General features: G+C 46.0%; 21 protein-coding genes. 14 read left to right on the top strand and 7 right to left on the bottom strand.

The features are described 5' to 3' along the window. The first annotated feature begins 289 nt into the window (after window positions 1-289). The gene (locus HQM11_18535; GenBank protein MBF0353038.1) at window positions 290-4396 is read left to right on the top strand and encodes a diguanylate cyclase; all 4107 of its coding nucleotides are present in this window, start codon (window positions 290-292) and stop codon (window positions 4394-4396) included. 7 nt (window positions 4397-4403) lie between these two features. Here HQM11_18535 and HQM11_18530 read toward each other — a convergent pair whose 3' ends face one another. The 4 genes from HQM11_18530 to HQM11_18515 form a co-directional block, all read right to left on the bottom strand. Beyond that, entirely contained in the window at window positions 4404-5225 is an 822-nt protein-coding gene (locus HQM11_18530; protein ID MBF0353037.1) for a universal stress protein, read from the bottom strand. A 157-nt stretch (window positions 5226-5382) separates the two neighbouring features. After that, on the bottom strand, window positions 5383-5868 hold the full coding sequence (locus HQM11_18525; protein MBF0353036.1) for a DoxX family protein: 486 nt from the start codon (window positions 5866-5868) through the stop codon (window positions 5383-5385). Further along, entirely contained in the window at window positions 5840-6748 is a 909-nt protein-coding gene (locus HQM11_18520; GenBank protein ID MBF0353035.1) for an SDR family oxidoreductase, read from the bottom strand. Before HQM11_18520 ends, HQM11_18525 begins: the two co-directional genes overlap by 29 nt. Before the next feature lie 6 nt (window positions 6749-6754). Further along, on the bottom strand, window positions 6755-8026 hold the full coding sequence (locus HQM11_18515; protein ID MBF0353034.1) for a cyclic nucleotide-binding domain-containing protein: 1272 nt from the start codon (window positions 8024-8026) through the stop codon (window positions 6755-6757). Between the two features lie 239 nt (window positions 8027-8265). On the opposite strand from HQM11_18515, the gene clpB reads away from it, so the two are divergent. From clpB to HQM11_18475, 8 genes are all read left to right on the top strand, one after another. Beyond that, on the top strand, window positions 8266-10857 hold the full coding sequence (gene clpB / locus HQM11_18510) for an ATP-dependent chaperone ClpB (protein ID MBF0353033.1): 2592 nt from the start codon (window positions 8266-8268) through the stop codon (window positions 10855-10857). 332 nt (window positions 10858-11189) lie between these two features. Continuing rightward, window positions 11190-11606 carry a helix-turn-helix transcriptional regulator gene (locus tag HQM11_18505; protein ID MBF0353032.1) on the top strand — a complete coding sequence of 139 codons (417 nt, stop codon included), beginning with the start codon at window positions 11190-11192 and terminating at the stop codon, window positions 11604-11606. A gap of 113 nt (window positions 11607-11719) precedes the next feature. Then, window positions 11720-12526 (top strand): ComF family protein, encoded by an 807-nt coding sequence (locus tag HQM11_18500; protein ID MBF0353031.1) that lies wholly within the window; start codon window positions 11720-11722, stop codon window positions 12524-12526. Between the two features lie 7 nt (window positions 12527-12533). Next, complete coding sequence (gene mfd, locus HQM11_18495) at window positions 12534-16070, top strand: transcription-repair coupling factor (GenBank protein ID MBF0353030.1); 3537 nt, start codon at window positions 12534-12536, stop codon at window positions 16068-16070. Beyond that, window positions 16067-16804 (top strand): hypothetical protein, encoded by a 738-nt coding sequence (locus tag HQM11_18490; GenBank protein MBF0353029.1) that lies wholly within the window; start codon window positions 16067-16069, stop codon window positions 16802-16804. The genes mfd and HQM11_18490 overlap by 4 nt, the downstream gene beginning before the upstream one ends. Next, window positions 16797-17165: an STAS domain-containing protein gene (locus HQM11_18485; GenBank protein MBF0353028.1), complete on the top strand. Its 369-nt coding sequence runs from the start codon at window positions 16797-16799 to the stop codon at window positions 17163-17165. The genes HQM11_18490 and HQM11_18485 overlap by 8 nt, the downstream gene beginning before the upstream one ends. Before the next feature lie 86 nt (window positions 17166-17251). After that, complete coding sequence (locus tag HQM11_18480; GenBank protein MBF0353027.1) at window positions 17252-18115, top strand: hypothetical protein; 864 nt, start codon at window positions 17252-17254, stop codon at window positions 18113-18115. A gap of 80 nt (window positions 18116-18195) precedes the next feature. Next, entirely contained in the window at window positions 18196-18612 is a 417-nt protein-coding gene (locus tag HQM11_18475; protein MBF0353026.1) for a rhodanese-like domain-containing protein, read from the top strand. A 301-nt stretch (window positions 18613-18913) separates the two neighbouring features. Here the strand turns inward: HQM11_18475 and HQM11_18470 are convergent, their stop codons facing one another. Further along, window positions 18914-20008: a hypothetical protein gene (locus tag HQM11_18470; GenBank protein ID MBF0353025.1), complete on the bottom strand. Its 1095-nt coding sequence runs from the start codon at window positions 20006-20008 to the stop codon at window positions 18914-18916. Between the two features lie 333 nt (window positions 20009-20341). Here HQM11_18470 and HQM11_18465 point away from each other — a divergent pair, with 333 nt between their 5' ends. The 4 genes from HQM11_18465 to HQM11_18450 all read left to right on the top strand — a co-directional run bounded on the left by HQM11_18465 (window position 20342) and on the right by HQM11_18450 (window position 23684). Then, on the top strand, window positions 20342-20911 hold the full coding sequence (locus tag HQM11_18465) for a hypothetical protein (GenBank protein ID MBF0353024.1): 570 nt from the start codon (window positions 20342-20344) through the stop codon (window positions 20909-20911). A gap of 164 nt (window positions 20912-21075) precedes the next feature. Next, window positions 21076-21576 (top strand): thiol peroxidase, encoded by a 501-nt coding sequence (tpx, locus tag HQM11_18460; protein ID MBF0353023.1) that lies wholly within the window; start codon window positions 21076-21078, stop codon window positions 21574-21576. A 92-nt stretch (window positions 21577-21668) separates the two neighbouring features. Next, window positions 21669-23216 (top strand): YifB family Mg chelatase-like AAA ATPase, encoded by a 1548-nt coding sequence (locus HQM11_18455; protein MBF0353022.1) that lies wholly within the window; start codon window positions 21669-21671, stop codon window positions 23214-23216. A gap of 126 nt (window positions 23217-23342) precedes the next feature. Then, window positions 23343-23684 carry an STAS domain-containing protein gene (locus tag HQM11_18450; protein MBF0353021.1) on the top strand — a complete coding sequence of 114 codons (342 nt, stop codon included), beginning with the start codon at window positions 23343-23345 and terminating at the stop codon, window positions 23682-23684. Here HQM11_18450 and HQM11_18445 read toward each other — a convergent pair. After that, window positions 23679-24068: a gamma-glutamylcyclotransferase gene (locus HQM11_18445; GenBank protein MBF0353020.1), complete on the bottom strand. Its 390-nt coding sequence runs from the start codon at window positions 24066-24068 to the stop codon at window positions 23679-23681. The genes HQM11_18450 and HQM11_18445 overlap by 6 nt on opposite strands. A gap of 255 nt (window positions 24069-24323) precedes the next feature. On the opposite strand from HQM11_18445, the gene HQM11_18440 reads away from it, so the two are divergent. Further along, complete coding sequence (locus tag HQM11_18440; protein ID MBF0353019.1) at window positions 24324-24515, top strand: cold-shock protein; 192 nt, start codon at window positions 24324-24326, stop codon at window positions 24513-24515. A gap of 161 nt (window positions 24516-24676) precedes the next feature. Here the strand turns inward: HQM11_18440 and HQM11_18435 are convergent, their stop codons facing one another. Continuing rightward, window positions 24677-25237, bottom strand: a complete 561-nt coding sequence (locus HQM11_18435) for a hypothetical protein (protein MBF0353018.1) — start codon at window positions 25235-25237, stop codon at window positions 24677-24679. Between the last annotated feature and the right edge of the window lie 161 nt (window positions 25238-25398).

Raw genomic sequence — 25398 nt, 5'->3', positions numbered from 1 at the left:
ATGTTGCTGATGAAGGAAATCATCGAATTTCCCGGTGGACAAAAGCTGACGCAAATGCCACATACAGTGGAGATGGTAGCCATGTGTGGCAAAACCTCAGCCACGATTCGCCATCTACAACGGACGTGTTACCCGATGGAACCTGGACTGTATGGCAACCGGCAACATTCATGCCTGTAATCCATAAATGCCAACGCAGGAGTTCAGACGGGTTTGAATAATCTGAATTTTCTGCGTGCCTCATGAACATACCCTTTGCTGAAGGACTCCACCTCCCGGAGTCCTGCCGATGAATGAACTGTTCCGTCTGGATCATCTCATTCCTTATGCCATTCCGCCAGTATTGACACAACTGACGGGCCTGTTCCTGCTCATTCTCTCCGCTAAAACCGGCAAACAACGAGAGCACCGGTTGTTTTCCATCATGTGTGTCAGTATTTTTCTGGTAGGCACAGAACTGCTGGGAATCATGATTTTTTCCTCTCCTGAGATGATTCATCAATTTGCCCGGATCAATCATACCGTCATCGCGTTTTCGCTGTGTGCCGGCATCCAGTTTCTCCATGCGATCTCCGGCATAAACAACCGTAAATGGCTGGAATGGTCAGGTTATGCCTTAGTCACGTTGCTGTTTCCTGTGATCCAGTCCACATGGTATTTTTCTGAGGGACAGGACTATTATTTCGGCTACATGATTCAAGGTCGGTCCGGCTTTCTGGTGTTGGCGTTTTTAGGAATTCCGCTCGGTTTTTACACACTGCTGCTGTTTCGTTCTGTCATGAAACGGCCTGATCTCTCCACGGATGACCAGATCAAATTCAAGTATCTGTTTGGCGGGTTTTTGCTGACCTGGATCCTGATCGGGTTGAATATTCTGCCAACGGTTGGTTTTGAAGTTTATCCGCCCGGCGGTTTTGCTTTCATTCCCTTGTCTCTCATGGCTTATGGAATGTTGAGATACAAAATCTTTGGCTTCAGCCTCGCCATGTTGAAAAAAGGCGACATGGGGAAAGTCCTGTCGTATGTGGTTCTGATTCCCTTTGTGCTGGTGTTTGGCGGTTTATATCATGTGAAAGCCTTAGGCATTACCAACTGGATCGCCTTTTATGACATGACTGTTCCAGATGGAATTCCGGCCCTGTTATCTGTGTTGATTTGTCTGGGTATGGCTATTTTCTGCTTTTTGCGGGGATTGCGCCATGCGGAAATGATCCTGTTTGGTCTGATCTGTTTCGTTTTCAGTCTGCTCTCCGCCATCAGTCTGACAGGGCAATGGGTGTTGCCGGAACAGGAATCTTCAGCACTCAAGGCTTCCAAAGTTTTTGCGCTGATCGCTGTAAATAACGTGGGTTTGTTCATGCATCTGGTGCATGTCATGGCCGGGCGTCCGCAACGGATTTTGGTCTATGTGTTTTATGGGTTGGGATTCGGTTTGATGTATCTGACCCTGACTCCGTTTTTTTTTGCCGATTCCATGAATCATCTGACGTTTGGACTTTATCCTCAGGGGCGATGGGGCCTGGGTTTGCTGGTTTTTGTGATCCTGTCAGGGGTGCTCTGGTGCAGTTACATTTTATCCAGAGTCTGGAAACAATCACCGGATGACCGGCCTTTGAGAATCAGGGTGATCTACACCATGACGGGATTGTGGGCTTACAGCCTTTTTTGTCTGGGCAATATTCCCGCGATTTTCGGGATCAATCTGCTCCCGATTGGGGATTTTATATTCATTCCCACGTTGATGATTGCCTATGGCATTTTCCGTCATGGTCTGTTTCCCATTAACAGAAAGACGTCCCGGGAAATTAAGTCCGGAATTGTCAAACTGATGATCTTTGCGGGTTATGGATGCGCCCTCAGTTTATCGCTGATGGTGATTGATCCACTCCCGATTGCTGGCATTATTGAAAGAATTGTTCCCTATGGCATCCCCCCTCTGCTGTCATTTGGATTCTGCCTGTTTCTGTCCACTACGCTGTTGATCTTGAGTCCTTATCATCGTTTGTCACATGTGTTCAGCGGCATCTGCCTGTTGTTCGGTGTCATCAATCTCAATATTGGCGTCAACACACTCATCAGCGATCCCGTTGCCGCGTTGAAACTGGCACGCTGGGGACAGGTGTTGTTTGTGTTCATCTGGGGGGTGTGCGTCCATTTGTGTTACCTCATCCTCCGGCATCCATCGCTCCTGAAAAACATGTATCTGGCCTATGGAATATCATTCCTCATGGCACCATTCACCCAGAGCGCGGTCTATTTTCAGAGCGTGAATCTGTTCTATTTCGGCTATTTTCCACATCGGAGCTTTCTGTTTGATATCATGGGCGGACTCTGGATTCTGAACATGATTTACATGATCTACCTGATTCAGCAGGCTTACCGCAACACGAACAATGTGTTTCAGCAATTTCAGTTCAAGGTTCTGCTGTGGGCGTTTATCGCCATGATTGTCCTGACGCTGTGCGACCTGCCGGCCCTGTATGGTTATGAAGTGTATCCCCTGGGCGGTTTCATTTTCATGCCCCTGCTGTTGCTGGCCTATGGCCTGTTCCGCAATCATTTTCGTGAAATAATCAGGATTGTGAGAGGACTGATATTTTTTACGGGATTGCTGGTCATTCTGTGGAGCGTAGACACTCTGCTCTATGATTATCCCAATCCTGAGACACAGGGATTTCCATGGAAAACCCTGCTGATTTTTTTTATGTTTCCTGTGTTGTGGCGCAGTTGGAATTTCCTGTTGAGCCTGTTGATCCGCTACCGGAATGATGATCTCAAGGAGTCATTTATCCACATGACCAATCAATTGGCGGATGTGCGCCGCCTCAAAGACATACAGCAACTGATTTGTTCTGTGGTGTTTCAGGAACTTTGGTCGTCACGTTGTACGCTTCTGTTCCTGAACCATTTGCCGCCGCAACTTGAAGATCTTCCTGCAAAGAATCTGACCTCAGACTCACGTTCCGGGAATGATGAATTCATTGGCTGGGATGCCTTCAATCATTCCACAGGATTATTTGGGACTCAGGAGGGATTGCTGAGCAAGGAGCGGGCTGTGATTCTGACCTCGGATATTTCACTTGGATCCATGTTCTATAGCGGACAGTATCAGATTTCTCAGGAACAGGTCGAAGCCTGGGCCATATCTCAAACTCTGCCGGCCAGTTTTGAAAAATGGTTGCTGGAATCAGAACTGATTCAGGCCGTGCTGTTTCAGGGAAAGCTGATAGGCCTCATCCTGCTGACACCCAAAATTGATTCGATGCCCTATACGCATGAAGAAAAAGCCTTTCTTGAAAAAATTGGACAGCAGTTGGGGCCCTACATTGAAAACGCCAGAATCTTGGAGGAACTGGAACATGAAGTGGCCGAACGCACCGCGGATCTGCAGGAAACCAACCAACTTGTCACCCATCAGAACCAGATCATTCGGTCCTTGTTCCAGACGGGCACTTTTTTACATCAGGCACGCGAACTCAGCCCCAGTTTTGATTACATTCTCCAGCAACTTCAGCAGATTTTTCCCCGATGGCAATTTGCCATGCTGATTTCCAAGGAACGGCCTGATATCATCGAATTCGCTCATTTCCTTGGACTTTCCAAAGAGGAGCAGGACGCTCTTTACGAGCAGTCTGGAGAAATTCTGGCACGTCACCTGGATTACCGTTCCGCAGCGCAATATGCTTCATTCGCTGTCGGTTTTGTTCAGGGAGAAACCACCATTCCATGCCATGTGCTGGCCATGAGAGGCATTGAAGGGCGTTTGATTGTGAGCCTGTTCATCAAGGGCAAATCGATTCCACAGCCTTCTCTGGAAATCATCACCCTGTTTCTGGAGCAGGTCACCGCCTTTGCTGAAAGCAAGCAACTCACCATGGAACTCGAACGCATTGCCAATACAGATGGATTGACAGGCGCTTTCAACCGACTGTTTTTTGACAAGGAACTTCACCGGGCGATTGACACCCAGAAACGGCTGTCACAACGGGTATTTTCCATTCTGCTGATTGATGTGAACGGACTCAAACGCGTGAACGATGTGTTCGGCCACGGAGCCGGAGACAAAATGATCATCGCTGTTGCGGATCTGTTGCTGGCGGTGTGCCGAAAAACGGATGTGGTCGTGCGTCTGGGGGGAGATGAATTTGTGGTGTTGTGTCCGGCCTCTGGCTATCAGACCGCCCATAATCTGCTGGAGCGCATCAGACTGAAAGAACAGCAGGCCTTCATGACCTGTCAATATCCTGATGGAACTGAAGAAATCATTCCTATCCGCATGAGCATTGGACTGGCCAGTTCTGAAAATATTGATCCGGAACTGGTTATGAAACAGGCTGACCATGCCATGTATGCGGACAAGGAAGCCTTTTATGCCAAACGGCAGAAATACCGCTGAGACGATATTATCGTGCGGTGAAAACGGGAAGTTTGCTGGTTTCCATGATGGAATGAACAATGGATTGATCAAACTGGATTTTATCCCGATAAAGTTCTTCCCTGACACCAAAAGCAATCAGATCCGCGTTTTTTTGTTCGGCCACTTCCAGGATTGCATTGGGAAATTTTTTATTTTTAACCACCAATTCCACATCATAGCCGCCACTTTGAATATAACGGCGGATTTCATCAAAGTATTCTTCCAGATGATAGGTTTTGACCTCCCACCGTGTATAAACCAGATGAATGGATGCGCCTTTGAAGGGCGAAAGGTGTTTGAAAACATGCATCAGACGGGAAGAAGACGCTGTGCCGTCCAGGCCGATCACAATGGATTTGATCGGTCGAAATTGCAGTGGTGTGAACATGATCGGTCTGGAAGATCGATACAGTAACCGGTCTGGAGAATTGTCTTCCTGAGTCTGGTCTGGAAAGTGGCATTTTCTCCCGATCACAACCAGATCACAAAACATGGATTCCCTGACAATTTTTTGAAAGGGATCGCCCACCACCTGCTTGATCTGATAGCGGCTTGCGGGGATTCGGTGTTCAGCCATGCTGAGCTTGAATTCGGAAATTGTCCGTTTGACCTGTGATGTGATATGCGGGGGAATGTTTTTGCTTTGATCGCCATTTGCTTTGGGAAGTGATTTTTCATTGATCGGCGCAAGTCCCATGATTTGACAGCCACTTGTTTCCGCAACATAGGTGGCATATTTGATCGCCACAGGTAAATACTGAGATCCATCTTTTGATCCATCTAACGCAACAAGTATTTTACTAAACATGATCCCCCTCTTCAGAAATAGTATTTAAGTCTGTGCTGTTTTTTCGGTTCAGGTGCTTAATTTTTTAGTATTTCAAGATGAATTATTTTCCGGAAAAACAGGGACGTGCGTCCGCTCATAGTTGTTCTTTACACAATCATTTTTTTTTGTAAATACTTCATTCAGCATCTTTTTGTGTTTTTCTGAATCTGGTGATGAATGTTGCCACTGTATAACGACCCACCTGATGATTGATCAAATGAAAGCAACCTCCCAGCAGGCACATATTTTTTATCACGTTGCTTCGTTGATACACATCCCACAGCCATCGCCAATCTTCTGGCAGTGTGCGTGGAACATGAAACAATGCCGGCACATGAACCACGATAGTCACAACCACCAGAAATATTGCTAACAGCATGGCGCCACGTCGGACATACATTCCGGTTACCAATGAAAATCCTCCGCTCAGTAAGATGACGCCAGCCAACATGGAAAGGGGCCGTTTGTAAAACAGCCAGACCGGCATCATTTCCTGAATTCTTGCATCCGCGAATAAATGTTCCATGCCCAGACCGATAAAAATGGAGCTGAACAGCAAACGGAATAACAGATCCGTGACGTCATAACTCAGATTAATTTTCAATAAGCTGTTTTTGAACATGTCGTTCCCATTCTTTGATGTGGGGGAGACTCCTGTATAAAAAGCCATGATACCAGCGTCGTGGAACAAATCGCCGAATCATCCCGAAAAACCAGGCATCCGGGGTTACCATCAATCTTAACGGGGGATTGGGCTGTTCCATCACTTTCACAATTTTCTTTGCGATGTTTTCAGAAGAAGACAGTGTCCATCCCATCATTTTCCCGATAAACCGGCTCATGTAGTGATAGTGCATGTGATAGGGGGTGGTGGTTTTTGAGACTGCCGACATTGCTTTGGGCGTCCATTGAACATGTGTGAACGCTTCTGAATTGATGAAGCCTGGTTCCACCAGTGTTACATGGATGTTCCAGGGACGAACTTCATACCACAAGGCTTCCGAGGCGCCTTCCAGTGCGAATTTGGAGGCGCTGTAAAGACCCATGGTCGGCATGGCCATCATGCCACCGACCGAAGAAATATTGATGATATGTCCTTCCTGTTGCTGACGCATGAGGGGCAGGGCCAGTCGGGTCAGGGATAAGGGTGCCCAATAATTAGTGAGAAATTGTTTCAGTTCCGAATCCTGATCAATATCCTCAATGACAGCTCTGTAGGAAATACCGGCATTGTTGACCAAAAAGTCCAGACGCCCCCATTTTTCCACAATTTCTTCAATCAATAGCTGTTGCTCACTGGTCGATGTGACATCCAGCGGGCGGATATGAAAATATTCATTTTCAAACAGATTGGCGTTGAAAAATCGTTGCAGAGAATTATAGCGGGCAGTGGCAATAACACGAAATTTTGATGAGTTTCTTAAGAGTCTGGCGAGAGCCAGTCCAATCCCGGTTGATGCGCCGGTGATCAGAATTACTTTACGATCATTGACAGAATTCATAGTTACTCAAGGCCAGGTGACTGCGCGGGCGATCAGTGATTTGTTTTGTGTGTGTAGTTTTTTGGCAATCAATCTCGCCAGAAATACGCCATAATGGGGATATTTCTGAACAGCGCCAATCCACTCCCTGGCACTGACGCTTACCAGATGAGCGTCGGTTTTGGCGCGAACTGTGGCTGTGCGACGATTCCCCAGCAAAAAAGCCATTTCGCCTAAAAACACACTCGTGCTGTTCAGCACATTCACCACATGATTGTCAATGATCACTTCAAACTCACCTGAAATGATGTAAAAAAGTTTATCCCCCTTGTCATTCTTGTTGAAGACAATTTCTCCTGATTCAAATTTCAGCAGTTCACTTTGTTTGAAGCCTTCCGGAATTTTTTGCTGATGGTGTTCATGAGTGATGGTCAACGTAACTTCGTTGCCTTTTTCATTATACGTGACCTGACTCATGTAATGTCTGGTCATGAAAATGCCACGACCATGCAGTTCTGTCATCTCAATATTTTTAAGGTTGGCAAGCTTTGATGTATCAAATCCCTGTCCCTCATCCCGAATGGTAAAGGCTGAATGAGAATCCTGAATGTTATAGGTCAGAACCACTTGTTTGGCTGCGATTTTGGGATCCTGCTTACATTTAATCTCAATCAGATCAATAATGTTATTCCCCTGCTCCAGCCAGGTTGTTTTTTCTTCATAGCTGATGGCACAGTTTCCATGTTCCACGGCATTCATCAACATTTCAACCAGACTGAATTTGATGCCATATTTTTGTTGAATGTTGATCAGACCCTGATTGTACAGGGTGGTGGCCAGGAGTTCCGCATGGGCTTCCAGAATGTCCGGTTTGTTTTCGATGGCAAAGGATCCGGTGTTCCCCAGATCATTCATCAGATTTCCCGGCAACAGAAACTGGGTGTTGGATGACAAAATCCTGATCAAATGGGGCAACATTCCCGAGATTTGAAACGGTTGCATGATTGAAAAAATATTCTTGGTGAAAAAATCATCCATCTTGCGGGATACACCAATCACACCTGTGCCACTCAACCAGGGGTCTTCCGCAATTTGGGGAAGAATGGAATCGGCCTTAATTTCAGGATCATCCAGATCAATCAAAATGAAATTCGGCATTTCATAATACAAATGAAAATAGATCGCATGTGCCTGACTGAGACAGGTGAACTCAAGATCTTCGCCAAATTCTTGTTTTAAACAGGTATGAACCGTGTTTATTATTTCCAAATCATTGCAGAAAATAGAAAACGTAATCATATCATTCTAAACTTTATAAGTTGAGGGCGGCAGTTTTTGACAACGGAACATCACCCTGCCTTGAAAATTAATAGCCTGAAAGACCATTCTGATTGTGCATGTAGTATATGTGATAGCTTTTGTCAAAAGTTATTATGGGACCACCTTCGCCCCCTCAAAATCAAAATATTTTTTGACTTTTGTTAGCACTCTTGTAATCTGAGTGCCAGAATCAATCACTTCACTCGACAGGAGGTTTTATGAATCCGCAAAAATTTACTGAAAAATCATTGGAAGCCATTGAATCAGCACATAGCATGGCCACCCGGTTCAATCATACGGAAGTGGATACCATCCATCTGCTTCATGCGCTGGTTTCTCAGGAAAATGGGCTGATTCCCCGTTTGCTGGAAAAAATGAAACAGGATGCGCAGGAAATGGAGCGGCAGTTGATGGAACGATTGCGGCAATTGCCCTCTGTTACCGGTTCAACTTCTTCAAATGCCTACATGAGCCGGGCGATGAACCAGGTTCTGGTCCGGGCTGAAGATGAAGCCAAAAAACTTCAGGATGACTATGTCAGCGTGGAACATTTGTTCATGGCTATTCTGGACACTGACAAGCGGAGTTCCGCAGGACGGTTGCTGCAGGAGAAAGGCCTCAGTGCCCGTAATGTCTGGGACATTATCAAGGAAATCAGGGGGAATTCCAGAGTCACCTCGCAAACCCCTGAGGATACCTATGAGGCTCTTGAAAAATATGGACAGGATCTGACCCATCTGGCACATGAAGGCAAACTGGATCCGGTTATCGGCAGAGATGACGAGATACGACGTATCATCCAGGTCTTGTCACGGCGTACCAAAAACAATCCTGTGCTTATCGGTGAACCCGGAGTAGGAAAAACAGCGATTGTCGAAGGACTCGCCCAACGCATCGACCGTGGTGATATTCCTGAAAGTCTGCACAACAAACGCATTATTTCCCTGGATCTGGGAGCCTTGATTGCAGGCGCAAAATATCGGGGTGAATTTGAAGAAAGATTGAAAGCGGTATTGCATGAAGTCAAACAGTCTGAGGGGCGGGTGATTCTGTTCATTGATGAACTGCACATGGTGGTGGGCGCCGGGAAAACGGATGGCGCCATGGATGCCGGGAATTTACTCAAACCACTGCTTGCCAGGGGCGAGCTGCATTGTATCGGTGCCACAACGCTCAATGAATATCAGAAACACATTGAAAAAGATCCTGCCCTGGAACGACGGTTCCAGCAGGTGTATGTGGATCAACCGGATGTGGAAGACACCATTTCCATTCTCAGAGGCTTGAAGGAACGTTATGAAATTCATCATGGCGTTCGCATCAAGGATGAAGCCATCATTGCGGCCGCCACGCTTTCCCATCGGTATATTACTGACAGGTTTCTGCCAGACAAGGCCATTGACCTGATTGATGAGGCCGCCGCGAAATTGAGAGTGGAAATCAACTCCATGCCAACAGACATGGATGAAATTTCCCGAAAAATACTGCAACTGGAAATTGAAAAACAAGCTTTGAAAAAAGAAACGGATGTGGCTTCCAAAGCAAGACTGGAAAATATTTCCAGAGATCTGGCAGAGTTGAAATCCCAGATGGACCAGTTTACGCTTCAATGGACGCAGGAAAAAAATGCCATACAAACCAGCAATAACCTCAAACGCCAGATTGAGGAAACCAGACTTTCGGTCCAGCAGGCCAAACAGGCCTATAATCTGGAAGAGGCGGCACGACTGGAATATGGGATCTTGCCTGGTCTTGAAAAACAACTTCGTGAACTCCAGGAACAGACCACGGGCAATCAGAACCGTCTGTTGAAAGAAGAAGTTTCCTCGGAAGATGTCGCGGGGATTGTTTCCAAATGGACAGGCATCCCCATGCATAAAATGATGGCCACAGAATCAGAAAAACTGCTTCAACTGCCAGAACTTCTGCATAAACGGGTCGTCGGGCAGGACGAAGCGATTCAGTTGGTATCCGATGCCATGATTCGGGCAAGATCTGGCATCAATGACCCCAACCGTCCCTTGGGCAGTTTCATTTTTCTGGGGCCCACCGGAGTTGGCAAAACGGAACTTGCCAGGGCACTGGCTGAATTCATGTTTGATGATGAACAGAACATGGTGCGGATTGATATGTCCGAATACATGGAAAAACACGCGGTCGCACGCCTCATCGGAGCACCTCCCGGATATGTGGGCTATGAAGAAGGTGGGCAGTTGACTGAAGCCATCCGGCGGAGGCCCTACAGTGTCATTCTGTTTGATGAAATCGAAAAAGCCCACCATGATGTGTTCAACATTCTGCTACAAATTCTGGATGATGGCCGATTGACGGATTCTCAGGGACGGCATGTTGATTTTAAAAACACACTGATCATCATGACGTCAAACCTTGGCGGTGCAAGAATACTGGACCAACTGGACAAAGACTGGAGCGAAGTGCTCCACATGGTAACCCAGGAATTGCGTCAGCATTTCCGGCCGGAGTTTTTAAATCGGGTTGACGACATTGTGGTATTTCGTCCTTTACTTAAAGAACAGATCCGCGAAATTGTAGGAATACAGCTTCAGCGTCTGCTAAAAAGACTGGAGCAACGGCATATCAAATTGTCGATTTCAGAGGCGGTGATTCAATGGTTGGCCGATGCCGGTTATGATCCTGTGTATGGCGCCCGTCCCCTGAAAAGAACCATTCAGAAAGAAATGGAAACATCCCTGGGCCGTGAACTGATACGTGGAACGATCCAGGATGGCCAGGTGGTTCGAGCGGACCTGAAGGATAATGCCCTGATCTTTTCAGTGGAAGCGGTTTGATTAGCAGGTTGTCAGAAAAAGATCTGCTTGCGACGAAAAAGGATAAGGCTCGAATATTAATAAGCTTTTTTTTTGCAAACGCACAAAGTGGTTGACATTCGGAAAAAAATCAATGAAATTAGCCACACTCAATTCGCTGAGGTAGATCAAAGTGATCTTCATCACCTTTCAGGCCTTGTGAAGATGAAGAGCTTTTTAAGTCGGGAGTGTTGCTGAATCCTGTCAGGGAAGTAGCTTCCATTTCAAATTAAACAAAGGAGTTTCGTAATATGAGCGAAAATAAAACAAACCAGGACGCAGAAGTTGCGGTTGATTCAGAATTTGGTTTAAAAATGATCAATTGGCGTGAAGCGGCAAACCTGACTCGAAAAGAGTTTGCCCGCAAATTGAATGTTTCGTTGACCGCCGTAAAAAACTGGGAAACAGGACACTCCACTCCAAAACTGACCAAATACAGTGAAATCGCCAAGGTTCTTGGAATTGATGTTCGGGAAATGGGACTGGATGCCAATCTGGATCTCGACAAGATCGGAGATCGTATCAAATACGCGCGATTGCTCCGGGGAATGTCCATTGAAGCTTTTTCCTATGAATTTGGTTTTGCCATTCAGACGGTGAAAAGCTGGGAATCTCACACGGCCGATGTCTCAGAAGCCTCGCTGGACCGAATTTCCAGAGCATTGAATATTCCTTATTCTTTCTTCGATTTGACCAAAAATCCCTATCAGGAGCTCACCAAAGCTAGCTGATCCTTGATCCCTCCAGCGGTTTCTTCTTTGCTTCACACATCATATTCCTTCATTATAGTGAAGAAGGAACCGCAACCGGGTCTTGAAGCCCTATCTTCAGTTCACAAAATTCCATGCGTTCCCCATTCCGTGTGTTCATGAAAAATGACGCAGATCGAACTCAAAGCATCATATTCAAACCGTTGACCGTATTCTCATGGTTCATGAGGAAATCTATTGTTCCCAGATGCCGCGTTTGTGAAACAGCAATTTTTACCTCTCTCTCAAAAATTTCCACATTTTATCTATGCGAATCTTGTCTTACAGGATTGCCCTGGCTCCACCCGGTCACAAAGTGCAGTCGTTGCGGGAATGTTTCTGCTTGTCCAGTCGATACCTGCCAGTCCTGCTCCCAACAACCCTGGTTTATTGATCATACGGTCAATGTGTTGGAATATGACGGAATGATCCGTGACTGGATCATTGATCTGAAATTTGGTAAACAGACGTTCCTGGCACCGATGCTGGGCTGGTTGATGGCCCGGGACGGGGTGGATGAAACAGAGAAAATTGACACGATCATTCCGTTGCCCTTGCATCAGGAGCGGTTGAGATCACGATGTTTCAATCAGGCCGCATTGCTGGCGCACTATTTTAAAAAACATGCGAATGTGCCTTGTCAGATAAAACCCTCCTGGCTTGTCAGGACGAGGAATACTCTGCCTCAATCCCAATTAACAGGAGAGGAAAGGTATCGGAATGTGAGGGCCGCGTTTGAAGCCAACAAAGACGTGAATGGAAATCATCTGTTGATTATTGATGATGTGATGACTACCGGTGCAACCCTGAACATGGCAGCCCAGGCTCTCAAAAATCAGGGCGCACGTTATGTTTCAGTCCTCACTTTGGCCAGAACTTTTGAATATCATGCACATCCCTAGTGGTCCTATGAAGCACAACACACTTCCATTGCTCACCAGCATTGCTCAAAGCCAGCAAAAATTCGGGCTCAGAGGACTCAGAACATCCTCCAAGGCCCTGATCTTTTCTGCCCTCCAGAGGCTCTGCAAAACTCCCGTAATTATCGTGTGTGAAAGTTATGAAAAAGCGGAGGCCCTCAAGGAGGATCTGGAATTTTTTATGGGAGAAGAAGGGATCGAATTTCTTCCCCACTGGGACACTCTGCCGTATGATACTTTTTCACCGCAAAAAGACATCATCGCGAAACGTGTCATTACCTTGGGAAAACTGCTGAAACGTGATGTCCGTTGTGTATTGACCACCCCCAACAGCCTGATGCAACGCACGATGCCACGGTCGTTGTTCAGAAAAGCCTGCTTCTATCTGAAACAGGGCGATGTCTACCAACGGGAAATGCTCATTGCCCATTTGAAATGCACAGGCTATTCGGTCGTGGATGTGGTGGAAGAACCAGGAGAGTTCAGTGATCATGGAAATGTGCTGGATCTCTTTCCAGTCAACATGAATCAGGCCGTGAGGTGTCGCTGGAACAATGATGTTCTGGAACAACTTAGCTGTTTTGAAACATCGTCCCAGCAATCGACCAGTCTGGAACTGGAGGATCTCGAAATTCTGCCAGCCAGTGAACTTCTGTTTTTTCCGGAAATTACAGAATCCATTCCTACCGGTTTGCTGAAATATCGGGATTCTGTCGATCAGGAACTGTTTCAGCAACGGTTTGAATTACTGCGGCAAAATAAGACCTTTCCGGGAATTGAGTCTCTCCTGGGTGTTTTTTATCGAACATTTCCCTTTGAAACTCCAATTGATTATTTTCCTGGCGATGCCCGGATCCTCTTTGATGAGGAAAACCGGATCCTGGACAGGGCACAGTTTGTATTTGAAGAGGTTTTCAGCGAGTATGAACTCAGTCGGTCACAAGGCAATCTGGCCCCCATTCCGGAAGCCATGTATCTGAGCCATCAGGATCTCAACCGGCTTCTGCATCAGTTTAACGGAACTATTGATGGCTCAGAACTGGGTGTGCAACATCACACCCCCAGCCTCATCGAATTCCCGTTTGCTGGAAACACCGAACTCAGACAGACCACCCGCAAACAATCGCATGATCAGGTGGTTCAGATGATCAACAAGGTCCGTTCATGGATTGATCAGAATGTTCCAGTGTGTTTCACAGCCCGAACACATACCAGTGCCGAACATTTTAAGGAGTTGCTGGCTGACTTCAGTATTGATGCCACCGTCTGCCGGGCCAACCTTCTGCCTGAGCAAATGGACTGGCCGAAACTGTTGGACAATCCTCAACAACCGTTGCCTTTTGCCCCGCCATTGATTCTGACGGGAAAATTGTCAGCGGGATTTCGCTGGCTTGATGATGAGGGACACACCTTGCTGGCTGTGCTGACCGAGGAAGAAATTTTTGGCGAAAAAGTACGCAACCGCCGACTTCAGACGCAGAAACCGCATTTGTTTGCGGGGTCTCTGGATGACCTCCGGGAGGGCGATCATGTGGTCCATTGGGAATATGGAATCGGGCGCTATGAAGGGTTGAAAAAAATCACAGCCGGTGGTGTTGATGAAAATTTTATGGTGATTGTGTATGCACAGTCTGGAAAAGTTTATGTTCCAGTTAGCAAATTTCACCTCATTCAGAAATATATCAATGCTGACGGTTCACGTCCCAGCCTCAATAAACTTGGCGATAAAGCGTGGAAAAAAGCCCGCAGCAATGCCACCAAAGCGGCAGAAGACATTGCCCATGAATTGATTGAAATTTATGCCACGCGTAAAGCACGGCAAGGGTTTGCTTTTTCCCGGGATGACCATCTCATGCAGGAATTTGACTTATCCTTTCCGTTCGAGGAAACCCCTGATCAGGAATCCGCCATCGAAAGTGTCAAGCAGGACATGGAATCCACCACACCGATGGACCGTCTCATTTGCGGAGATGTGGGTTTTGGCAAGACAGAAGTTGCCATTCGTGCGGCGGTCAAAGCCGCCAATGATGGCAAGCAGGTCGCGATTCTTGTTCCAACCACCATTCTGGCCCAGCAACATTTCAGTTCCTTTTCCAAACGACTGGAATCCATGCCATTTACGGTGGATGTCCTCAGCCGTTTTCGCTCTCCTTCTGAGCAGAAGCAAACCCTGAAACAATTGTCTGAAGGCAAAGTAGACATTCTGATTGGCACACATCGTCTGCTTTCGGAAGATGTCAAATTCAAGGATCTTGGACTGCTGGTGATTGACGAGGAACAACGGTTCGGTGTCAAGCATAAGGAAAAAATAAAACGTTTCAGAAGCCAGATCGACATTCTGACCTTGAGTGCCACTCCCATTCCCAGAACACTGCACATGTCCATGATGGGAATCAGGGATCTCAGCGTGATCACCACTCCGCCTGTGGATCGTTTGGCTGTCCGCACGCGATTTTTGAAAACAAGTGACCACATCATTCAGGATGCGATCAGCAGGGAACTGCGCCGAAATGGCCAGGTCTTTATTGTTCACAACCGGGTGGAAACCATTTATGAATATACCACCTATCTCAGGTCCATTTTACCCAATGTTCGACTGGCCGTGGCTCATGGCCAAATGGGAGAACGTCAGCTCGAACAGGTCATGCTGGATTTCATGAGTGGCCAATATGATGTTCTGGTTACAACCACCATCATTGAATCCGGACTGGATATTCCACGAGCCAACACCATTCTGATCAACAATGCCGATCATTTTGGACTGGCACAACTTTATCAATTGCGAGGCCGTGTTGGACGAAGCAACATTCAGGCCTATGCCTACCTGCTCGTGCCGACTGACAAGGTCCTGAACAATGTGGCACAGGAACGCCTCAAGATTCTTCAGGAACTCAATGATCTTGGCGCAGGCTTCAAGGTGGCCTCACGGGATCTTGAACTCCGGGGTGCCGGAGACGTTCTGGGTTCTTCCCAGTCTGGACATATCACCAATGTGGGCCTCGAATTGTTTACCCAAACCATTGATCAGGCAGTTCGCAAACTACAAAAGCGTGAAAATGATTTGAGTACGTTTCAGGAGATCAAACTGGATCTGGGTGTGGATATCAGTATTCCCAGAGATTATATTCGTAGCACCAGCCAGCAATTGTCGCTATATAAACGACTGGCCCAGATCAATGTTGAAGAACATCTGTGGCAACTTCAGCATGAAATTGAGGATCGCTATGGAATGATGCCTGAAACCGTCATTAATCTGTTCAAGAGCGCTCATATTCAATTCTGGGGCAAACGATTCGGAATGAAATCCATCGAATACAAAGCAACCGGACTTCGCATTCAATGGGCAGCAACAGATAAATTGAATCCACAGGAATTACTGGCATGGATGAGCGAACCCGGATCACCAGTCCGTTTGACAGGTGAAAACATCGTGGAACTTCGTGGTGTAGAATCTGATATGGACAGCATTCTCAAAGGTTTGCAAACTTTTCAACGTTTATTCCGTCAAACATCAGCGGTTGCATGAAACATATCCCAATCCGCGATCAAACATACGACATGGTCAATGACCACCTGACCGCGCTTCTGGAACGAGTCATTCCAGCACTGGATTTGTTGCATGGATTGCCCTTTTCCAGCAGGTGGACAGAACAGCCACTGACTTTGCAGGCAAGAGGGTGTTTTCAGGAACTGGAATCGGTTCTATTGCGTCTCTGGTCGGTGTTGCGATCCAGTGGCCTGGAATTTCTGGAACCAGAACTTGTGACATGGCATCATGCGCAAAAAAGAGATCCGAAGGGATTGATTCAGCGATATTACCGCTGGCAGGAAGAATTATGCCGATGGACGTCACAACCGGAACAACAGTCATTAAAGTTAAAACCTGTCTGGCAGGATTATGTTTTGTATTCCTTGTTTTTTTCAGGAAAAACCTGGCATGAAACAGGGTTATACAACGATCACGTCACCCCCGAAATAGAACTGGTGCTTCGTCACCATTTGGAACAAACTGAATTATTATTTAAAACCGATTTATATCAGATTTACACCGAGATCCTTCAGTTCATTGCAATATTCATTGAAGAATCTATTTTTTTACCCTGTGTCGCGATAAACCCGGCACTCGTTGAAGCCCCCTCAACATCTCCCTGGCTTCATTTTTTTAACATACTGCGGACACACGATACCTGGGCTGACAAAATACAGGCCTATCTTCAGGTTCTTGGTTCCACAGACTCATCCAAAGAGGCCTATGTCTGACGTAACAGTAACCCACGATTTGCGGGATGGAATTTCAATCATAAAAATTAAAGGACCACTTACCACAGAAACTCTCAGTACTATCAATGCCAATAGCACTGAAATTTTTGAAGATATTAAAAATAATTTTTCTGCTCCGGGATGTATTATTGATTGCCATGAGGTCACCTTCATTGATTCCACAGGAATTGGCTGGCTCAATGGAAAGCACATCGGCATGAAAAAACGCGACAAAACCCTGTATATTGTGGATACCAGTGCCTATGTTGACAAAGCGTTGCATGCGGTGGGGGTTCTCAAGTTTCTAAATGTGGATACGCTTAAAAACGCACTCCGTGCATTACAGGATAAAAAAAGTTGATTTTATGAATCAAGGCATATTCTGTGCTTTTCTCCCAAAGAATTCGTTGCCCATCCATTACAAGGTTTCCTTTTGAGTGAGGTATTATGATACGGAATATGTTAGTGCTTTCCTGTGGCTTGATCTGGTCTGCTATGATCATGGCTCAGCCCATTGATGAACGATGTACCCAACAGGGTCCCTCTGCCTGTATTGACTGGGATCGGGGAATTGTGATGGCGGAAGGCATTGGTGCGCCCGCTCAATTTGCTAAAAATCCTGCCCAGCGCAGTGCCAGTGCCATTAGAGCCGCCAAACTTGATGCCGCACGCAATATTTTGGAAATGATCAAGGGGGTCAATCTTTCATCGGCCACCACCATGCAGGATATGATGGTGACCAATGACGTTGTTCGCACACAGGTTCAAGGCCTCATCCAGGGGCTGAGACCTGTTGGGGAACCCCGCTATTTCGCTGATGGCACCATAAAAGTCAGGATGGAAGCACGTCTGAATCAGACCATTCCACAAGAATTCATTTTCCGTGAAGAACAAAAAGCAGTTTCTTCTCAACCGCCTGTTGAAATATCTGCCACTCCAAATGTAGCAGTATCTGTCATTCAAACCGATAAAATTTATACCGGACTGATCATTGATGCCAGAGGAACAGAAGTACAACCGGCAATGTCGCCCAAAGTGCTCGATGAAGACGGCAAAGAAGTGTATGGATCGGCCTATGTGGATCGAACCTTTGTGGTACAACATGGCATGGCCGGATATGTCAAAACACTGGAGCAGGCACAGACCAATGACCGGATTCTGCAATCCCCTCTGGTTGTCAAAGCCTTGCGCAGTGACGGTGCCAATAAAACGGATCTGGTGATCGCCAACAGCGATGCCGCCCAACTCCGAAAAATTGCCAGCCAGCAGGTTTTCTTGAGAGAAGCAAGAGTTGTGATTGTGTTGGATTAAAGGCAAAGTATTCGTCTACAGGTGGTTCAAACCATATGTCCTGATTCTTCCGATAATCATTTTTCAGAAAGGGAAAAGGCATGAATAAAAAATTAGGATGGACACTGGGCTTGATGAGCGTTGTGATCCTGGGAATCGGGTTGGCGCTCTTTAGTGTTCCGCCATCGAATGTGCAATATGTGACGAGTCAGGATGCCCTGGCATTGATGCAGACGAACCAGGGACGCAATGATTTTGTGCTACTGGATTTAAGGACTCCGGACGAATATCGCCGTGGGCACATTCCCGGTGCGAGGTTGCTGGATTTTAATGATGCGGGTTTTGACGATTGGCTGATGGATTTGGACAAAAATAAAACCTATCTGATATTGTGTCAGAGTGGATATCGCAGCAACAAAGCCGCCAGCATGATGAGTTCCATGGGATTCACCCACGTTTACAATATGGGTGGCGGCATGGATGAATGGGCCGGTCAACGACTTCCCACCGTGAGATAACACAATTTTGACTTACCTTTCGGCTTGGACTTCCTCCAAGACCTTGAGTTCAGTTCCCACAAACACGATCGCATAGCTTTTGAGATTGGCCAGTGTCCGGATTTCATCTCCCTGCTGGTACATTCTCAATTGACGAAGGGCTTCCTCCGATTTCTGGGCATGGTTCAATATTTCGGTTATTCATGTAGCCGTGTTATTCCGAACGCATGTGAGGGATTCTGGACCCCAGTGATGATCTCTCCCTTCGGTCGAGTAACACCGAAACCCTGTTCTGAACCATGCCATAGATTTCTTAACGCAATCAGAAAAAGTTCAATTCACATGCATAGGGTTTGACATTAAATCCTGCTGATAGGCTGAGATAGAAACTTCCTGTTGCATCCAATAGTGTTTCCACAGAATACCTGAAAGATCCTGCCGCGTTCAAGATAGCGATCTCCACTGGTAATGATGAGTTCGGACCAATATTGATCGTATTGGAGACGGTGCCATAAAAATCCAGAAAAAGTTTTTTTGCTAATGCTTTTCCCCCAAACGCAACCGGCATTTCAGTAATCACCTGGTTGGTTGCTGAGGATGCTCCTGAATTTGAAATACCATAACCGGGGCCTGCACCATCAATGTTGATCGGTGTTTTCCAGTAAAGATTTCCTTGTTGGTAGAAATAAATGAAATTGTTGGCATTGTCATTTCTTACGGCACTCACTAATTTTTTATAAGTAGCGCCACCTGGCAGAGTGGGTGATGTCGCAGATGTAGACAATAAGCCTGATACTGTTGTACCATCCGAGACGGCCCACACATAATACCAGGTATCAGGTGATTCGGAACCGCTATCCAAGCCTCCTATGCCACTGACTGTAATATCAACTGTTGTTGAGACGGACGAGGCGATATGCACTATATTGGAAGAACCATACAATGTGAGATAATCCGCATTTATGGAAATTTGATAAGTTGGATTGCTTGTATGAGGGCGTATGAATATATTTTCGTTGCGCCCGGAAGGAAAATAAGTGGCACTGAATGTTCCGGAGACATGTGCGTTTCCGGTCACATCCAGTGTGTACGCAGGCGCGGCGTTGTTGATGCCTACTTTGCCGGATTTGATCTGAATGAGTGACAGCAGGTCATTCATCACGGTGTAAATGCTGTTGAACTGTGAGTTCATGGTGGAGGCGCTGATGACCGTTCCAGATGTGAAATCTGTGCGACTGACGCTGGATGGTGTGTTGGCATATCCCAAAACAGCCAGCATGACGGTTGCCAACAACACACCAATGATGGTGGATGGCCAGTGAAACCATTTTCTGGTTCGTCCTTCACGTTCAATTTTCTGAACCTGTGATTCAAGTTTTTCCAGTTTTGTCTGTAATTCCTGTTCTGTGTTTTGCATATCTCCCCCGATGAATGTGGTATGGTTCTGTATATCCTCAAATGTGGACGTATATCATTCAAGGCCCCAAATATCCTTGACCTGTGATTCAATATGAATCTAGCAAATTCAGTTTTTTTACACAACGCCAATATTCGGAAAAACAGGAAAAAATTTGGAGTGTTTTTCACCAATTTACCAGCAATTTACTTCGAAAAGTTTTCCTCTTTTGGTCGCTGAATTTTAGTATTAAAAATAAAGTTTTTATTTGAACTTTGTGCTTGTGGAAGAGGTCTCAGAAATGTTAAAGGCAACTTTTGTGTACATTTACAATGTTGAATCTGAAGGGGGATTATGAATAAATTTTTTATTATGAGCGTCACGGGGATTTTAGTTTCCACCATGTTGAATAGTTGCGGGCCTGCAACAGAGGCTGAAGCTGTATTGAAAGCAGACACCACGACAGTGTCTGTTGGGGATTCGCTGATTCTGGATGGTTCTGAATCCGTCTATGACACCGTGATTGAATGGTATCAGGATGGGACTCATCTTGATTGTGATGGAGAGGATTTTTGTGAAATTACCTTCAATACAGCGGGAACCTCTTCTATCAATCTCAATGTGAAAAAGAAATCAGAGAGTGACATGGGCAGTGTTCCTCTTTTGGGCGGATTGATGGGGGGGCCTAAAGAAACTAAAGCTTCTGTAACACTTGAGATGACGGTTGGTGGATCTTCTAGCGACAGCAACGGGGGTTCTACCACAGTGTCATCCGCAGACGGTACTTCGTCAGATTCTTCAACAAGTACCAGCTCCAGCTCCAGCTCATCCAGCTCCAGTTCCGGTTCTACCTCAAGTTCTTCATCAACCGCCAGCAATAAGTGGGATTCTGCCGTTTGGGATTCATCCAAATGGGGAGCCTGATTTTTTTTGCTGAATAACAATTCCTCCATCGTGAAAGGTGGAGGCGCTCTCAAAAGATTAAAATTCCACCAATGAAAGGATAAAAGTGTGTCGACTTTTCACTGACAATCGTTCAGGATGCAGGCGTTCTATCCATCAATCATTAACTCATTCTGGAGATTATTATGGCAAATATAGCATTGAAAGGAAATCCTGTTGAGACCATTGGAACACTTCCTGTAAAAGGAAGCAAAGCACCTGATTTTTCTTTGGTGAATACAGATCTTGCGGATGTGTCTTTAGCAAACTTTGCTGGAAAAAAAGTGATTCTCAATATTTTTCCAAGTGTTGACACTGGCGTTTGTGCGGCATCCGTCAGACGTTTCAATGCGGACATAAGCGCCAAAGCAAATACTGTCGTTTTGTGTATTTCGGCGGATCTGCCCTTTGCGCACAAACGCTTTTGTGGTGCGGAAGGATTGAACAATGTAATATCCCTGTCAATGATGCGTTCCAAAAATTTTGGCAAGGATTACGGTGTTTTGATGACAACTGGACCATTGCAGGGACTACTTTCCAGAGCGGTGGTCGTGATCGATACGACAGGAAATGTTGTTTATACGGAACAGGTCCCTGAAATCACACAGGAACCCAATTATGCTGCGGCTCTTGCGGCAATTGCCTGATTATTGTTTATGGAGGAGCTACGGCTCCTCTGCCTGAATGCTTTTTCTTACCATCCCGAAAATATCTGTCAACTCCCTGAATTTCGACAATTATGATAGCCAAAACGTTTTCTGCTACAGTTCTTGGCATCGATGCCCATCTGATTGAAGTCGAAGTCGATGTTTCCTTTGGTTTAGCCCAGTTTAATATTGTTGGCCTTCCCGATGGCACCATCAAGGAAAGCCGTGACAGAGTCATGTCCGCCATTAAAAACAGTGGCTTTGAGTTTCCTATTCGCAAGGTTGTCGTGAATCTGGCTCCGGCACATATCCGGAAAATCGGTTCAGGATTTGATTTGCCGATTGCGGTGGCATTGCTGGGAGCAATGGGGATATTGCCAGCAGAAAAACTGGCAGAATTCATGGTGGTTGGCGAATTGTCGCTGGATGGGCGCATTCGTGCCACCAGAGGGACCTTGCCGATTGCGATTGCGGCAAGAGAGCAAGGCAAACAGGGGTTGATCCTTCCTCGTGAAAATGAAGCCGAAGCGGCTGTTGTGCCTGAAATTTTACGTTATCCTGTCAGTAATCTGGCCGAAGTTGCCGCCTTTTTGCGAGGCGACGCTGAATTGTCCCAGAATGAATTTGAGCCCTTTGATTTTAAAGCTCAAACCCTTCGATATGCGGAAGATTTTCAGGAAGTCAAAGGACAGGAGCATGTTAAACGAGCGATGGAAGTCGCCGCCGCCGGGAATCACAACCTCCTGATGTTGGGTCCCCCGGGTTCCGGGAAAACCATGTTAGCCCGCAGAATGGCAAGCATTTTACCACAGGCAACCTTTGAAGAAGCCCTGGAAATCACAAAAATTCACAGCATTGCCGGAACGTTGCCCCCAGAAACACCTTTGATCGCGACCCGTCCATTTCGCTATCCGCATCACACCATTTCCTCTGCGGGACTTGTTGGGGGTGGCAGTATTCCGATGCCCGGCGAAATTTCACTATCCCATAACGGAGTGCTGTTTCTGGATGAGCTTCCTGAATTTCCACGCAATATTCTTGAATTACTGCGTCAACCCCTTGAAGATCACCGGGTTGTCATTTCCAGAGCCGCGCTTTCGCTGGAATTCCCCTGCAACTTCATGCTGATTGCCGCAATGAATCCCTGCCCCTGTGGTTATCATGGCTACACAGGTTCGAAAGAAAATGACCATCATTGCCAGTGTTCCGTTCAGAATATCCAGCGCTATCGTTCAAAAATTTCAGGACCGCTTCTGGATCGGATGGATTTGCAGATCAGTGTTCCCGCTGTGGCGTATGATCAATTGGCTGATGAGCGCAAAGGTGTTTCGTCAGCAACGATCCGGGAACGTGTGATCCAGGTCCGGCACCTTCAGGCAAAGCGTTTTCAGGATTCTTCAACACGCAACAATGCGGGGATGAACCGTAACGAACTGGAAATGTTTGCCACTCCAACCGCATCTGCCCAAAAACTATTGGAGCAGGCATTGAATAAAATGGGACTCAGTGCCAGAGCCTATGATCGCATCCTTAAAGTTTCACGTACAATCGCTGATCTGGCGGGAACTGACACCATCGATACACCGCATATTGCGGAAGCTATTCAGTATCGCAATCTGGATCGTCCTGTCTCCGCATAATGCTTGCTCAAATTCATTCATGAGGGATTTTCATGATTGCCAAATCAAAATCTGTGGGTTAAAGAATAACTGACAGCATCGCCTTTTTGGCAAGGACGCTTAACCCTCTATCCTGTATGGTATTGTATGAGTATTTATATTGTGGATGAATCTCGAAAAATTGGTTCTGTGAAATCTTTTGGCAGTCTGGATGGAAAAAGTCTGCCTGAATTCTCTGCAGACGTAAAATCACTGATCCAGCAAGGGATTGTGAACGTCATCATGGATTTTCAGGAATTGCAATTCATCTCCAGTGCCGGCATAGGACATATTCTGGCTTGCAGGGAGGACCTTCTTGAAGTTCAGGGAAAATTGATGATCGTTTGTAATAATGCCCGGTTGATTTCAGGCTTCAAGCATGCACGTCTTGATCAGTTGCTACTCATTGTTCCCAGCATTGACGAGGCTATGAATAATCTCGGTTTATAATTTGTGGAATCCCTGATACTCTTTTTCAAACAGTTTGAGACCATGTTGTTCAAACCAGATCGAAGTCCAGGGGTCACGAGTCAGTTCATTGCGAAAGTCCGGATGAATCCGGTAGACAAAACTCTCCTGCAAATGGCATTCAGGAGGTAATTCGACCATCACCTGAACACGCTCATACATTTCCCCTTCAAAGGCATCCAACCGGGAGAGCTCTATTTCTGACACATCCCTGTAAAGAATACCCTCTACCTGATCTTGTGGTTGTGTAAGAATCACTCCCGGATACACCTCACCATGGACACGGTAAATTCCATATCCTTTTAAAATGGCACTGACACCCTTGTGTGTTGATCGGGTTACGCGATTCCAGATTTGAGGGTACATCAGGGATCCGTATGTGAAAATGGAATGATTATTCATCGATACCTGTCGGGAACTAACGAACTGTGAACAGTTGACAACGATTCAGTATGGTTTTTCAAAAACCCACAAACCGTTGTGGTGACACGCAATGCCGTATGTAATAAACGCCTGTTTATCAGCAAAAAATAAAAAAATGAATAAGCTTGCACACGGAATTATAACAGGTAGCATCACAGCCTTCTCATTAATAATTAATTTTTTTTTTGCAAGGTAAGAATGGCACAAGGTAAAGTAAAGTGGTTTAACGAACACAAAGGTTACGGATTTATTGAACAGGAATCAGGCGAAGATTTATTTGTTCATCATTCAGAAGTTCAAGGTGGTTCCTTATCAGAAGGACAGAAAGTCGAATTTGATGTTGGCCGAGGAAAAAAAGGTCCCTGCGCACAATATGTACGAACCGTGTAATTCATAGGTTTTGAGAAATAACTTTTCTCACTCCCGTTTGATTTTTGACAAACGGGAGCCTCTCATAAAACTCCAAACGCTCCCCCCTTCTCAGATTCATTAAAAATATTCCAATATTCTCCTTATCTCTTTTAAAAGACTCATTATTCGCATTCGCATGATCAAAGACGTTCCTGAACAATATTGCGCAAACGTTCCGGCAAGTCTGGATCAAAAATATTATCACCATGTGCCGGAATCAGTCCTTTGGGATGTTCTTTGTCGATTTGATCCAGCACCCATTTTTTAAATTGTTTACGGTTGCTGAAACCGAAAAGCACCATGAGTGTGCTCATACTCAGTCCAGGGCCTGATTTGAATACGGTCATTATCAGTTTGGGCAATAGCTTTTTCGGGGTTTGAGATATATTAAAAAACGCATCACAAACCACCCAGTTGGTTCCTGCTGAGGTTTTGAAAGACAGCCAGACTTCGCCAAGATTGCATGCTTCAGGGATGAGCAGATGCATGGATGATGGCAACAATGGTTTGAGTACATCCAATGATTGAATGTTGGTGATGGCTTTTCTGGTCAGGCGCGGTATTGCCTGCTGATCAGCGACAATTTTCATATCGGGAAAAACCTCCAACCAGGGATTGATTCCCATGTGGTGCCAGTTGTTGGGCGCCAGCACAAAGGTGGGGATTTTATCACCAAACACTTCTTGTTTTGCAGAATCCAACAGGTTCTTGCCTGGACTGATGACCAGAAAATTACCCACCTGTGCAGGTGTATTTTACGCAACCAGTTTAAACTCAAGGACATGATGCTTAAACCAGGTTGGATATTCCTGATTCTTTTTTAAGGCCGTCACCGAAGCCAAGGCCACACTCCCTGCCTTAG

The organism is SAR324 cluster bacterium (assembly GCA_015232315.1).
Taxonomy (GTDB): domain Bacteria; phylum SAR324; class SAR324; order SAR324; family NAC60-12; genus JADFZZ01.
The sequence above is the reverse complement of the archived record's forward strand: the minus strand, read 5'-3'. Positions and strand labels throughout refer to the sequence as shown.